Below are 14,135 nucleotides of genomic sequence, written 5' to 3' on the forward strand. Positions count from 1 at the left end.
CGGGTTTTGAGATACTCGTTTGGTGTTAATTGAGCTATCGCTAATCTATGGTCGTACCTCGCCCGCCATGCGCACCACAATGTCTGCATCAACCATCCCGGCTGGCGCAGGCTGCCGGTCGGGCGGCGCAAAGCAATCCGGCAACGGCCGAATACGCCGGATACAGGCTCGAGGATTTCCTCTCGATCAGGGGCATCGCAGGCTACGAAAGCGGCGGAGTAAGCTTCCGTCTTTCGCTCAAACGCCGGTATGCGCGCTGTTGCCTTTCGCGGGCGGGGCAGGCGGCGGGACCACCGCCTTCGTGCTCTCGCCGGGGGCGTCGACCGGGACGAGGGTTATCGCGCCGGTTGGGAAAATGATCGAGCGTTGCGCAAGGGCACGAGGGCGGAACGCGCAGGCGTGCTTCAGAAACCCGCCCGGCGGGCGAAATGTTCATAGGTCACGCGCCAGGGGTCGCTCTCCGCGCGTCTCTCCTCGCCGATCCAGTGAAAGCTGTCGGCGGTGATCTCGGTGAACCGCCACCGCGCCTGCAGGCCGCGCGAGTCGGCGCCCATCTGGACGATGTCCTTGCCTTCGGCCCGCCCGATCTGGCGCGAGTAATCCTGGTTGAGCGGATCGCTCCAGATAATGTGCCAGCCACCGATCCCGGGATCGAAGACGCGCAAGGTCGTGCCATACATGGTGGACGGGGCAGGGCGCCTGGGCCTGATCCAGATGTCCTGAATGGCGCGGCCTTCGAGCACCCAACCAAAGTGACACTCGCCATCCCATTTCTGAATTGTGCCGTCGTTGCGGTGGTGGAGCGTCTCCATGTCCCAACTGCCGATCAACCATCCATACAGGTCCATGTCTTTCGGCCGGTCGGCTGGCGGACCTTCGGATGCGAGAGCGGTAAGAAACGTCGCCATGATTGTCTCCAGGCAAGCCGCGCCGAAACGCTGGGCGTTCCAACCCTTGCACCGTTGCGGGTTCCTGGTCTTGGGAAAAATTGCGGTAATGCTGCTGTGAAGGCACTTCCGCGTTCGCGCCATACCAAATCTATGCGTGAATGCTAATGTAGCGTCGGCGGGTACCCCAATGCCCGCCTGGCCGGCGCCTCCTCAGGCCATCTCTTGAATGAGCGGCGCCGGCCGCTGATTTGGGCGGCGACCAAATTGCCGCCGGAGGAATATGAGGCGGGTAGGCGATTATTGCTGGGCAGTTTTGGCAGGCATTCCGATATCGGTCTGTATCCCCAGAACGTCCGCTGCCCAATCGCGCAGTTCCGGAGAGGCATCGCCGGATTTCATGATCGACACGGCCAAAGCGGCCATGTCCGCGGGCGGCTTGTTGTTTGAAGCCATAGGTGAAATAGCCGGCCATGATGGCGCATCCCACCGAAATGACCGGTGGGACGATTTGGAGTGCCGCCAAAGCTATTGTGCGCCAGCGGCCTGATCGGCTGGGTGCCGGAAGCTCATCCTCATCCACAAGGTTAGTCCATTCCACACTGCTCACCAGCCGGGAGAACGTTCTCCGTGAGGATTGTCTACATTAGTTAAATGCGGATAGATCCGCGTTGGGATGCCGAGGAACCTCGTCAAAGCGCACCGAGGGCAATGCCCACTGCGCTAGGCGAAATAGATCAACAGGGCGAGGAGTCCAAAGACAACGATAAGGCCAACTGGCCAATACCGTACGATCTGATCAGGATATTTCTCGCTCAGGCTAAGCACCGGTCCTCGTAAGGGAGACGACTAAAGCCTGCCGGGCCGTTCTGTTGCTTGATGTCCCGGAGGATGCGGCGCGATTCCCTGATATCTCTGTCCTCTCGTTCGGCCATTGCATAAGTCCTCCCTGCCGGGACCGATCTTAGCTTGTTTACGTGAAGTGCCCAACAGCGTCGACCGGATCGCACGCCAGCGGCGCATGACATCATTGGAACCCAATCAATTCTCGGGCGGCGCCTCATCTTGCCAGCCGGCCAGCTCCGGCAGGTCGTCCAGCCAGCTTTTCTCCGTCATCAAGATTTCGCCGGCCTGTGGTGCCGCCTCAGTGGCGTTTTGAATAAGCCAGCCCATCCACTTTCGATAAGCGGCTGGGGCCAGTTCGGGCGGCAGCACCTTGGCTTTGGCCAGCATGCGTTTACGGAAGCTGAGCTGCCTGCGCAGTTTGGTCGTCGTGAATTTTATCGCCTTGCCCTGGTATTCCACCGTCCAGCGCCCATCGCCGTGGCTGGTCAGCCTGTCGATGGCAAAACCGGAATCGACCGGCCTGTCCCGCCAGGGAAGCTCGATGGCGTTCCGCCTCAGATCGAGAGCCCATCGCCGGTAGTCGGCCCCGGTACGCTGCGGCGGCAGCACGCCAGCCTGTTCGAGGATTTTCCTGCGAAAGGTCGGCTGCTTCTTGATCTGGCCGGTCGTCAGTTCGATGCGGTGCCTACGCAATTCGACATGCCAGCGGATCCTGCCGTTGCCGACATACTTGACTAACCTGTCGATGACGAACGCGTCCTCGGCAAGCGTCACGCATCCCTGCCTGATGCGTTCGAGAATGTACTGGCTATCGGTGGGCATGAAGCGGCCTCGTGCGGGAATCTTTCACGAAGCTTAGCCAGTGGCACGCGCCAGCGCGCCACCAATTTTTTCGCTTCGCAAGGCGCGCTGGTGTCGTAATGGGTAGGAAGTCGCCATGACCGCTTGGTTTCGGGACAACGGGACTGTTGCAACCCAATAGCGCTGCGGCAGCGCCAACTCAATGCGTGTGGACGGACTTTGAAGGGCAGCAGGCATGTTCTGCTGCGGCAACTGCCCTGAGTCGTAGCCTGAGCTCCGTGTTCAGAAGAACTCTGCTTCGGCCATGCTTATTTTCATATCAAAATATCTAATTTATCGTATAAATTCGTAGTATATTACGGCTTGGAGGTGGGGCCTCTGTCATGATCGATTCAGACGTGTTCGACTTTGTCGAACGCTGCAGGAGGCACACGTCGACAGGTCCGCTTCTGGGTGACCTGCTCGAAACCGTGAGGAATCTCGGCTTCGAGCACCTTATCCTGAGCGGTGTGCCGCTCGGTGGGCAGAAGCTGGCTCCGATGGTTGAGTTGAACGGTTGGCCCGAGGGCTGGTTTGAACGCTATGTCGAGGCCGAGCATGCCGCTGTCGACGGCGTTTGCATCTATTCGGCGAAGACGTTGAAGCCATTTCTTTGGGCCGATGTGCCGGCAAAATGGTCCGGCACGGCAGGCTCCCGACGCGTTGCCGGCGAAGCGACGGAGTTCGGCATTTCAAGCGGCTTTGCCGTGCCCATGCTCAGCGTTCACCATTGGCAATCCGTGCTGTCGTTTGCCTCATCCGCGAAATCCTGCACGCTCTCGCCACGACAACAGGTCCAACTGGTGACGATGGCGGTCTATGCCGGCATGTCGATCCAGGCCTTATCCAATGACGATGGCGGCGACGAAGGTCTGCTGACCGATCGGGAGAAGGAAGTACTTTTGTGGGCGGCGGCCGGCAAGACTTCGTCGGAAACATCCCAGATTCTTGGTTTGACCGAGCGGACTGTCAAATGGCACTCGACGCGGGCTCGCGAGGCTTTTGGCGTCGCTACAACCACGCAAGCAGTCGTTGAAGCAGTGCGCAGGCGTTTGATTCACCCTTAATGTCGTCAACTGTCCGATCGGACAGGTGACGTACTTTAGCATGACTGCAACTATTCCTCCGAGAACGGTCGGGGGATCGCGCTATGATAACTGCTCATGTCGTCAATGCGCAGAACAAACATCTATATGAAAACGAATTTGATGAGTTTTTGCGCCGACGTCACGACTTTTTCGTGCATCAAAAAAGATGGCGCCCTCCGAGCCCGGATGGTCGAGAGCTAGACCAATTCGATACGGACGCAGCGACTTATCTGCTGGGTATCGAAGACGGTCGCGTGGTGACTTCGGCTCGGCTGATCCCAACAAGCGAGCCGCACATGGTCTCGGAGGTCTTTCCTCACATGTGCGAAAAATCGGGCGTCCCGCGGCGTCCCGATTGGGCCGAATGGACGCGCACCTTCGTCGTTCCCGACAAGCGCTCAACCGGGCTGAGGGGTACACTGACGCAGCTCTGCTGCGCGGTGATGGAATACGCACTCGATGAAGGCCTTAACGCCGTCGGCGGCGTCCAGGAAACCTACTTCATGCCCCACCATGGCGCGCTGAAGTGGCGGGCCGAGCCGATGGGCATGGCCAGGGAAGAAAACGGCGAATGGTACATCGTTGCTTATATCGACGTGAATGAGGCAGCGCTGGCGAGTGTGCGGAAGATTCTGCGCATCGATCATTCGCTGTTGGTCCGGCGTGGAACAGGGCCATTGTTCGTCGAAAATGCTCGGAAATTTGCCTAGGCCGTTCAGGGGTTCGATCTGTCGTAAATGATGGAGCAGGTACACGTTGGCGTTTAGTCGGCTGTGGAGCATGGAGTTGTGAGATGTCCAAGTTTGCTCGATTCTTAATCGGAGGCGTTGGAGGGTTGCTTCCTATTGTTGCGACTTTGGTCACTGTCGACGTTGCTGCGTTCGCTTACTTGATAGATCACGACGGTCTCTCCGAAGGAATGTGCGTTGGTTACATGATCCGAGTTGTAGCGCTGTTTGTGCTCGGCGGAATAATGGCTGCCGTGAATAGCGATGTCCTAAACTCATTGGCCCTAATACAGATTGGAATTGCCGCACCGGCGTTGGTTACTTCCGTTCTCAGCGGGGCGTCACTTGGTGAAAAAAGCCCCATATCACCTCAATCCAGCAGTTGGAACCTATTAGTTACTCAAGTTTTCGCCGAGGAATTGACGAGTGGAAAGGGACGAAAGGTAGCGAGCGGCTTCTGGGGCGACGTCATAAAGGGAACTATACCTGGGTTACAAGTTCCGCCGGATGTGGAAAATACGGAAGTGCCGAAATACAAAATAGAAGATAATAGCAATGGGTTCTGCTTGAACATGACCGATGACCAGGTTCAGAAGCTTGGTGGAGGCGGCGCTCTGGTAAAGATCTTTCCTGAATCCCAGTATGTAGTCGAGCCAGGGCCATGCTGAGTTATTCAAGAGATTCTCCTAAAAACTGGTCACTGTTATAAGGGCGGGCATACGAAACAGGCTGTGAGGAAACGGATCTGCGGCAAGCGAGCCGTCCAACCAGGAAATATTTGAAGCAGGAAATATTGAAGCCGATACCTACAGGTAGAGTTCAATGTCCACTAAGAGTTCAGCTCATAAAATGGAAGCAAGGCACAATTTGTCCTGGGTGCTAATAAAATATCTTTTTAGAATAGTTACGTTTATTGGTTTTATGGTGGTGGCTGCTGCAATTATATTTACCTATCGCCTTGATTTTTTTGCACATCTGGTTGCGGACAGAGTGTTGGCCAATGCTGTGATGCCTGTTGCGCATGAAATGCCGGAAACCACGGGGCAGGTCTCCTATTCATCGGAAGACATCCAAATCATTGGCGGGCGAGGCGAAGGACTGAGTTGTAGTCTACCGCCGCAACTGGCTCGCCGCGCCTTTCCGCAGGAAGCAGGATGGGAGCCAATCGGACTCCAGATGCGCCAAGCCTGTGCAACGCATGATTATTGCTATCGGCACGGTAGCGCTACTTACGGCTACGCTCAGGCAGACTGTGATTTCATGCTGCAAGAACAGGCATTTCGACTTTGCCTATTTATTGATAAAGCATCTGACGATCCTACTGATGAGGAAAGGAGTAAATGCATCAGAGATGCCCGCCTAGTAACGCTTGGCGTAAGAGTAGGTGGTGGTGATTCTTTCCGTTCGTATCGTGCCAAAGGCGAGACGCCAGCTGCGGAAGATGGGATCGTGGTTGACGATCATGCCTCAACCTATTTCGAATATGACCCCTACCCGGTCCGATCGGGTTCATATGCAGTCTATCGCGTGGCAGATGCACCTGACGGTACGGAGGGGCAAAGCAAGGGAAAGGCCGTTTACAAATTTTCGATCAGGCCATCTGGAGCGTTTGTCTCCAGAGCTGCCGACAACGGGCGGTTTGAGCTGATCGCCGTCATTCCGGGAGATCCCGCTTATTTGGTCGGCGCGCCATTCATCGTGCGATCGCGGCACAATGGTCGAGATGAGGACTGGTTCGTCTGGTGGCAGAGACGTAGCCTTGAGGTAACCGGAGGCAGAATACTGGCGATCGCGCCACGCCGTGCTTCGACAAACGACTGGAAGTGTTTGTATCTGTCCGCAATGCCTGATGCGATGGCCGACGAAGGCAAGCCATGCAACACCAAGACGACGTCCATGTTGACCGTATTTCTTGGAATGCCTAAGCACTACGATGACATCGAAACCTCAGAACTCGTACCGGCCTACTATGGTCGAATCAAAGATGATACGCTTCTGTTATCCGCGTTGCAGACTCACAGTTGCCTTGAAGGCGCCAACAGCCTTTGTTTTCGTGATATTTCGATCAGTACCACCAGCGGTCAGAAGTTACAGCAGCAGGAACCTCTTCGTGTAACGGATCGGTTCTCACCCGAGGTTCCAGGGAAGAAGCAGCAAGACAACAACCGATATCGGAACTTCGTTTCCCATCCTCTCATCCTCACAACCAGCGATCGACAGCCTGTCCTCGTCTGGCTGCGTAGAGACGCCGACTACGAATCGAGTGCCAGTTTGAGGCGTATGGGCATATCCCATAAGGGCGATGCGCCTAAAGACTACACAGGCCGTTCCCGTGGAACGGTGGAGCTCGCCGATCTTGAAGAATCGGATGAGCCTCTCATCGTGGCAGGGCGGACAACATCACACCCGAGCCTGGTCAGCCTCCGAAATGTCGATAAGGCAGGCAAGCAACGCTTGCTGGTCCGCCAATGGCATCTGCCGCCGCTGGCGGATGGCGACGAAAATGGCGTTCTCCCATCGATAATTGCCGACTCAACGAGTTGCGCGCCGGATCTTCCCGGTGATTGGCTGGTCCGGCCGCCAATTGGCATCGGCGGGAGAGACGGGAGCGAGACAATTGTGTTGTCGCGCATTTTTTCGAAGGAGCTGCAGGGCGAAAACTATTCGCTCCAACTGGCCCTTTTCACAATCGGAGCGGACGGAAGGTGTGCGGGAGCAGTTCATCTTGGGCCAACCTTGCCGCTCGCCGACCTTATGCCAAGCGACTCCAAAGCTGACAAGGAAGACCCGGCAATCAACAGACGTCGGCTGGAACGGATGAGGCAAGCGCCGATCCTCGTAGAGGATATGCTTGATAATGGAGATCTCGAGGTATTGTTCCCGGATCCAAAGAGGGGTGGAGTCGTCATCCGTCTATCTCGAATCAATAGAAATATGGATTTCGTCCAACCATAATCTCCAATAATAGTCTATGGACAACAGGAGTAAGCAATGCGTTCCATAATGATCGGACTTCTTGCATCTCTCGTCCTTATACTGATTTTGGCGGCGAGTTATTTTCTGATAAAATCTGATATTTCTGTCGTCGTTGGCCTGCCAATGCTGGTGGTTGGAGCTGTCGTTGTCATGCTTTGCCTTCTGGCGTCGATGTCAGTCCTCTACGCATCGTTCGATCTCCAGGACAAAACGCAAGCTTTGGCCCTCCCGGAGGGATCAATACGAGCGGTCATCGCTCTCATGCTCATCGTGCTATTTGCAATTCTCGCGATCTATCTCTTCGGCAGTATCTCTTCTGGTCAACTGACCGCACTGGATGGCCTCAGTGAAGGTCAGAAGGATCAGGTGACACAAATGCACCCGGGTGGGGACGTGATCTCGGTCTTGACCGACAAAGGTACATATCGCGTTTGGGTCAGGACGGAATCTTCAGCGGCGGGGGTCGATTTTGCGAAGCAGCTTCTAATACTTGTCGGAACCTTGGTTACATCGATATCCAGCTTCTATTTTGGAACGAGGTCATCGGGCGATCCAACAAAGGCGCTCGAAGCTCAGGCGGACGCGACCCGGCTGCTTGCGCAGAAAGCTGCCGCAGATCAGCCGGCAGTCCAGGATCCTCCGAGCGAACAAGAGCCGGATGAAGAGGAAAGGGGCGCGGCGGACGACGCCAAAGCGCCCGATAACAAACCAAAATCGGATGCCGAGCTTGCTGCAAATGCAAGTGGCTGAACAGCAGGTCATTAGCCGCGTGGAATGACGGTTCGTTGCGTCACGCTTTTGTTCTTCATCAAGGAACGACGCTGGACCTGCTCACAGGGATCGTCGTTTCCATTGCGATCGTGGAGATTTTACAATGATCTTGAACACCGCGCAGCTTCGCCAGAAGTGGCAGTCGTTCCAATGCTCCGAAACGACCATGGTGGTGGTGCCGTTCGGTCCCGACAAAATCCGGATAGCGCCCCCGACGGCTGAGGCTTTCCAGGCGCTTGCAACGGTAATGGCACATCACGACTACATTATCAGGGTTCAAGACACCGACAGCTACAATTGCCGGGCGATTACAGGTGGCACGGCGAAGAGCCTGCACTCATTTGGAATCGCGCTTGATGTGAACTGGACTACCAATCCTTACATTGACCATGGCGGAGTACGCAGTGTCCGGTTTTCGCAGAAGCTAACGCAAGATGAACGCGCAGGCGACGTGCGTGCTGGGAAAGCCGATACCGACATGAGTTCGGCCATGATCGATGACGTTACCGCCATCTGCACCAAATCTGGCGAGCGAGTTTTCCTGTGGGGTGGCCGCTTTGAAGATCGCAAGGATTGCATGCATTTTCAAATCGACCTGTCGCCACAGGACCTGGCTGTCGGGATCGATACGGCAACCGTCGCAGGCGCGGCTGCTGGCCACGCAATTGTCGGCGGCTTCGGCGAAGGCGATGCAAATCTGCCAAACGCGCAACCACTCAGCGCTGGCGCATGTATTGTCAATGCGCGCAACGGCCTTCGCTTGCGCTCAGGCCCAACTCAAACTGCGACAATCGTCAAGGTGTTGCCGTTCGGCACGACGGTCGCAGTACTGCTTCAACAAGGCGACTGGTCGATGGTAGACCTGCAGTCGGATGGTGTCGCCGATGGCTTCGTGCTTACCAGCTTCTTGCAGCAGGGCGGCAACGAGGGCGTTGTTGTTCCTGCTCAGAATGTTGGCGCGACCGATTCAGTCGACAAATTCACCCCCGATCTTGTCACGAAAATGTTCCCAGTGACGCCCAAGTCGAACATTGCTGCCAACCTGCCATTTGTCCTTCAGGGACTTGTGAGGATTGACTTGACTGACTCGGAAATGGTTTTGATGGCACTTGCTACAATTCGTGCGGAAACCGAAGGGTTCGTTCCGATAAGCGAAGGGCGGAGTAGATTCAATACAATTTCAACGCCATTTGATCGGTATGAGGGGCGTGCCGATCTCGGCAATATTTTTGCAGGCGACGGGCCACTCTTTCGAGGGCGGGGCTACGTACAATTGACCGGTAGGGCCAACTACCAGACAATTGGAGATGCAATCGGGGTCGGACTTGTAACCAGTCCAGAACTTGCAAATGCCCCTGCTACAGCCGGATTGATATTAGCGCAGTTTCTGAAAAACCATGAGCAGCGTGTGAGGCGGGCACTTGCAAATAACGACCTTAGGGAAGCGAGACGCGCGGTGAATGGTGGTGTCCATGGGCTGGACCGCTTTGTGGATGCCCTTGAAAGAGGAAGGCGCGCCTTGGCAGTTCCCGCGTAGCCTAGTTTAGCGAGACCAGAGTACCGCCTTTGGCTCAATCCCCTGCTGGTTTAATTCATCGAATTCGAGGAACTCTCGCGCACCAAGGAGGCTACGAAAAAGCATCATTGGAAAAGACAGTCCGACTCAAAGTCAGGTGCCCTTCCCGAGAGATGGGTGACAGTTCATTCCGGAGACATGGGTTACACTTTCGGCCCTTTGCAAGGAGAGCAAGGTGCCTTGGAAGGAGTGTAACGTCATGGAAGAGCGGCTGAAGTTCATTGCCCGGCTGCTGGACGGCGAGAAGATATCGGTGCTTTGCCGTGAGTTCGATATCTCGCGCAAGACCGGCTACAAGATCCTCACACGCTACAATGACAGTGGCCTTGAGGGGCTGACGGATCGATCACGCCGACCCTACCGCCACGCCAATCAGCTTCCGTTTCAAATCGAGAAGCTGATTGTGCGCCTCAAGCAAGACAAGCCGACCTGGGGTGCGCCAAAGATACGCGAACGGTTGGCCCGGCTGTATCCTGACGTTCACCGGCCTGCGATCTCGACGGTGCATGCGGTTCTCGACCGCCATGGCCTGGTCGAGCGCCGCAAGCGAAGGCGCAACAGGGCGATGGGAACACCACTTTCAAACGGCTATCGGCCCAACGATCTGTGGTGTGCCGACTACAAAGGCGAGTTCATGCTCGCCGATCGGCGCTATTGCTACCCGCTGACGATCACCGACTTCGCCAGCCGCTATCTCATCGCCTGCGAGGCGTTGTCGACTACCAAGGAAGCCTATGCCTTCACGGTGTTCGAGAGCGTTTTCAAAGAGTTCGGCCTGCCCAGCGCCATCAGGACCGACAACGGCGTTCCCTTTGCCAGCCCAAACGCGCTGTTCAATCTCAGCAAACTGTCGGTCTGGTGGCTGCGCCTGGGCATCGACATCGAGCGCATCCAGCCGGGCTGTCCGCAGCAGAACGGGCGCCATGAGCGCATGCACCTGACTCTCAAGAAGGAAACCACCAAACCGGCTGGCGCCAATTTCCTGCAGCAGCAGGCCAGGTTCGATGACTTCATCAATGAGTTCAACTCAGAACGCCCACATCAGGCGCTCGACATGGCCTGTCCAGCCGAGCGCTACACGCCGTCACCGCGCATCTATTGCCGGCCTGCCGGATCTCGATTATCCGTTTCACGACAAGGCCGTCACCGTCACCACCTGCGGCCGCATCTGCTACAATCGCAAGAAGATCAACCTCAGCCTCGTCTTTGCCGGCCAGACCGTCGGCATCAAACAGGTCGAGGACCATATCTGGCTGGCATCCTTCATGGATTATGATTTGGGCTACTTCGATGATGAGACATGCAGGCTCGAACCACTCCAAAACCCCTTCGGGCCAAAAGTGTTACCCATGTCTCCGATATAAACCGTAACCTATGTGTCCGGAATGGACCAGGAGACATTTGGCTGGGGAACCTGGATTCGAACCAGGACTAACGGAGTCAGAGTCCGTGGGTCTACCGTTAACCTATTCCCCAGCAGGCGCTGTCGCGCTGGTGGGCCGCCGGAGCAGCCGCGCGTGCCTTGTAGCCGCCGCCGGAAAATAGTCAAGCCTAAGCTGCGTTTCAATCACAGCGTTTCATAGGGGCAATTACGCCCGGGTGGCGCGCCGCACCCAATGATCCTCAGCTCTCCGTCCGGCTGTATTGCGAATGCTCGAAGAACAGCACCACGCCAAGCGCGATCAGCAGCGGGATGATCAGGTAGAACAGCCGGAACACCAGAAGTGCCGCCAGCACGCCGACCGGGTCCATATCAGACAGGCCGGCGAGGAACACGACCTCGAACACGCCGAGCCCGCCCGGCGCATGCGAGATCTGCGCCACCGAGAACGAGACCAGGAACACGCCGAGGATGACGAAATAGCCGGGATTGCCGGCAACGGGCAGGGCAAAGAAGATGATCGCCGCCGCCGCCAGAAGCTCGATCGGGCCGATCAGCAATTGCCGCGCCACGATCGGCAGCGCCGGGTAGTGCAACTGGAAGCCCGCGATTTTCAGCGGCTTCAGATGCAGCCAACTGCCGAAGATGTAGGCGCCGACCAGGATCAGCAAAGCGATGCCGGCGGCGATCGCCAGCCCGTGGTGCGGCGCTCCGGAAAAGCGGTCGATGATCGCAGGCTCGAACACCAGCACCAGGCCGCCGACCAGAATGCTGGAGAGCACGAAGGTGATCCAGCAGATCGCCACCAGAATGCCGACATCCTGGCCGGTCAGCCCCCTGGTGCCGTAGGCGCGGTAGCGGATCACGGCGCCCGAAAACACCGAGCCGCCGATATTGTGCGACAGCGCGTAGGTGGTGAAGGAGCAGAAGGTGACGAACAGCCACGACACTCGTCTGCCGATATGCAAGAGCGCGATGTGGTCATAGCCGGCGAGCGAGGCATAGGCGACCACCGAGCTCAGTGCCGCAAGCATCCAGCCGCGCGTCGGGATGGCGGATATGCCGTCCCAGACATCGTCGATCGAGATGCCGCGCAGTTCATGCCACAGCAACAACAGCGACCCGATGACCGCCGCGACACCGATGACCGGCCACAGATAGCGCTTCCAATTCGTGGCCCCCCAATTCATGGAGTTGTCGTCATGTGTTGCTGCCCATCGCCCAGGCGGGCGTTAAAACGTCCGCGATTCACCAATTCCCCCTCATTTCAGAAATGCCTCATCGAAGCCGGCTATTCAACCGGCAAGGGTGAGCAGCCGGTTCGCCAACGGCGAATTCATCGTGCCAGTGGCACGAAGAAAGGCTAGCGAACGCCGGGACGCTGCAAAGCAGCGGGGACCTGGCAGGACGCAGCCGGCAAAAATTGAGCCCTTGCTCTTGGTGATCCGGTCCGGCGCTGCTACTCTGGCGGCAACTTAAAAGATTGAAGCGCCTGCTGCGTCCGGTTTTCCGGTTCGCGCGGCGCCGGAAGGAACTGAAGTGGAAGACCACGACACCGGCGCTGGCGCGCCGGAAGTGGGCGTGTCCAGGGCTTCGCCGCCGTCAGGCGGGCCAAGCCCATCCGCCGGGCGGCCCCGCCAGGCGGGGCCTCAGTCCGGTAACGGACAGGCCGGCGAAGCCCAGCATCAGCGAGGCAAGGCGAGAAAGCGGCGCAAGCGCCGGCGTGGGCGCAAGGTTTTTGCGCGCGACGACAGCCCTCTCGCAACGGCCGCAGCGGTTGGTGCGCCGGCCTCCGTCGGCCCGGCCGCTCCAGCGCCGGTGCCTTTGCCCTCGGCGCCACAATCCCGACCGGAACAGCCAATGCATCGTCCGCCGATGCAGGAACTGCCGGTGTTTGCCGCGCTCGATCTCGGCACCAACAATTGCCGGCTTTTGGTCGCGGTGCCGCAGCGCCATGGCCAGTTCCGCGTCATCGACGCCTTCTCACGCATCGTCAGGCTGGGCGAGGGGCTGACCGCCAATGGGCATCTGAGCCAGGCGGCGATGGACCGCGCCGTCGAGGCGCTGAAAATCTGCGGCGACAAATTGCGCAACCGCAAGATCCGAAAAGCCCGGCTGATCGCCACCGAGGCCTGCCGCACCGCCGACAATGGCGTCGAATTCCTGCAGCGCGTCGAGCACGAGGCCGGCTTGAAACTCGAGATCATCGACCGCCAGACCGAAGCGCGGCTTGCTGTCTCCGGCTGCGGCTCGCTGGTCGAGCGCGACACGCAAGGCGTGGTGCTGTTCGACATTGGCGGCGGCTCGTCCGAAATCGCGCTGATCGACCTCACCGGCCAGCGTTCGCCGCGGCTTGCCAACCACATCGTGTCGTGGACCTCGCTGCCGGTCGGCGTTGTCTCGTTGGCCGAACGCTTTGGCGGCCGCACGGTGACGCGCGAAATCTTTGCCGCCATGGTCGAGGATGTCGCGGTGCGGCTGAAGTCGTTCGACGGCCGCGATCGGCTGAGCCATGTGCTGGCCAGCCCGAAATTCCATCTGCTGGGCACATCCGGCACGGTGACGACGCTGGCCGGCGTCCATCTCGACCTCGAACGCTACGACCGGCGCCGCGTCGACGGGCTGTGGATGGACCGCGACAGCGTCGACCGCATGGTCGAAAAACTGGTCGGCTGGGATTTCCAGCAGCGCTGCGCCAACCCGTGCATCGGCGCCGACCGTGCCGACCTGGTGCTGGCCGGCTGTGCTATCCTGGAAGCCATCCGTGCGGTGTGGCCGTCGGAGCGGCTGCGCGTCGCCGACCGGGGCTTACGCGAAGGCATTTTGAGCGAGCTGATGGCCGATGACGGCGTCTGGCGCAACAGTGGGCGGGGCCGAGCATGATCCGCATTGCTTTGGTGAACGGTCGACCCCCACCCCCGGGGGGGGGGGGGGGGCCCACACACCCCCCCCGCGCGGGGTTGGGGTGGGGGGGCGCGGGTTAGGGCACCCCGCGGTAAGGGACCCCCGCGGGGGGGGGTGGGGGGGGGGCCGCGCGCGGGG

Annotated in this window: 11 protein-coding genes, 1 tRNA gene and 1 pseudogene; 8 read left to right on the forward strand and 5 right to left on the reverse strand. The window is 58.3% G+C overall.

Annotated features, from left to right (window positions below; all coding sequences use genetic code 11):
* Positions 1 to 404: 404 nt before the first annotated feature.
* The 3 genes from NKJ80_RS07390 to NKJ80_RS07400 all read right to left on the reverse strand — a co-directional run bounded on the left by NKJ80_RS07390 (position 405) and on the right by NKJ80_RS07400 (position 2,555).
* A complete protein-coding gene (locus NKJ80_RS07390; RefSeq protein ID WP_023698053.1) occupies positions 405 to 908 on the reverse strand; it encodes a hypothetical protein in 504 nt (167 codons plus the stop codon).
* A gap of 279 nt (positions 909 to 1,187) precedes the next feature.
* Positions 1,188 to 1,343 carry a hypothetical protein gene (locus tag NKJ80_RS07395; protein WP_023698054.1) on the reverse strand — a complete coding sequence of 52 codons (156 nt, stop codon included), beginning with the start codon at positions 1,341 to 1,343 and terminating at the stop codon, positions 1,188 to 1,190.
* 585 nt (positions 1,344 to 1,928) lie between these two features.
* The gene (locus tag NKJ80_RS07400; protein ID WP_352497330.1) at positions 1,929 to 2,555 is read right to left on the reverse strand and encodes a hypothetical protein; all 627 of its coding nucleotides are present in this window, start codon (positions 2,553 to 2,555) and stop codon (positions 1,929 to 1,931) included.
* Between the two features lie 362 nt (positions 2,556 to 2,917).
* On the opposite strand from NKJ80_RS07400, the gene NKJ80_RS07405 reads away from it, so the two are divergent.
* The 7 genes and pseudogenes from NKJ80_RS07405 to NKJ80_RS07435 all read left to right on the forward strand — a co-directional run bounded on the left by NKJ80_RS07405 (position 2,918) and on the right by NKJ80_RS07435 (position 11,076).
* Positions 2,918 to 3,640, forward strand: a complete 723-nt coding sequence (locus NKJ80_RS07405; protein WP_023672561.1) for a LuxR family transcriptional regulator — start codon at positions 2,918 to 2,920, stop codon at positions 3,638 to 3,640.
* Between the two features lie 83 nt (positions 3,641 to 3,723).
* Positions 3,724 to 4,371, forward strand: coding sequence for an acyl-homoserine-lactone synthase (locus tag NKJ80_RS07410; protein WP_352497332.1), 648 nt, complete (start codon positions 3,724 to 3,726; stop codon positions 4,369 to 4,371).
* A gap of 83 nt (positions 4,372 to 4,454) precedes the next feature.
* On the forward strand, positions 4,455 to 5,057 hold the full coding sequence (locus NKJ80_RS07415; protein WP_352497333.1) for a hypothetical protein: 603 nt from the start codon (positions 4,455 to 4,457) through the stop codon (positions 5,055 to 5,057).
* Positions 5,058 to 5,211: 154 nt separating this feature from the next.
* Complete coding sequence (locus NKJ80_RS07420; protein WP_352497334.1) at positions 5,212 to 7,344, forward strand: hypothetical protein; 2,133 nt, start codon at positions 5,212 to 5,214, stop codon at positions 7,342 to 7,344.
* 36 nt (positions 7,345 to 7,380) lie between these two features.
* The gene (locus NKJ80_RS07425; RefSeq protein WP_352497335.1) at positions 7,381 to 8,115 is read left to right on the forward strand and encodes a hypothetical protein; all 735 of its coding nucleotides are present in this window, start codon (positions 7,381 to 7,383) and stop codon (positions 8,113 to 8,115) included.
* Positions 8,116 to 8,239: 124 nt separating this feature from the next.
* A complete protein-coding gene (locus NKJ80_RS07430) occupies positions 8,240 to 9,673 on the forward strand; it encodes a M15 family metallopeptidase (protein ID WP_352497336.1) in 1,434 nt (477 codons plus the stop codon).
* A 214-nt stretch (positions 9,674 to 9,887) separates the two neighbouring features.
* Positions 9,888 to 11,076: pseudogene (locus NKJ80_RS07435) on the forward strand (helix-turn-helix domain-containing protein).
* 38 nt (positions 11,077 to 11,114) lie between these two features.
* Here the strand turns inward: NKJ80_RS07435 and NKJ80_RS07440 are convergent.
* Positions 11,115 to 11,188 (reverse strand) — tRNA-Gln (locus NKJ80_RS07440).
* A gap of 147 nt (positions 11,189 to 11,335) precedes the next feature.
* The gene (locus NKJ80_RS07445) at positions 11,336 to 12,283 is read right to left on the reverse strand and encodes a lysylphosphatidylglycerol synthase domain-containing protein (RefSeq protein WP_023747698.1); all 948 of its coding nucleotides are present in this window, start codon (positions 12,281 to 12,283) and stop codon (positions 11,336 to 11,338) included.
* A 349-nt stretch (positions 12,284 to 12,632) separates the two neighbouring features.
* Between NKJ80_RS07445 and NKJ80_RS07450 the strand changes: the two genes are divergently transcribed.
* Positions 12,633 to 13,976: a Ppx/GppA phosphatase family protein gene (locus tag NKJ80_RS07450; protein ID WP_352497337.1), complete on the forward strand. Its 1,344-nt coding sequence runs from the start codon at positions 12,633 to 12,635 to the stop codon at positions 13,974 to 13,976.
* The last annotated feature ends 159 nt before the right edge of the window (positions 13,977 to 14,135 follow it).

Source organism: Mesorhizobium sp. M0030 (assembly GCF_040323695.1).
GTDB lineage: Bacteria > Pseudomonadota > Alphaproteobacteria > Rhizobiales > Rhizobiaceae > Mesorhizobium.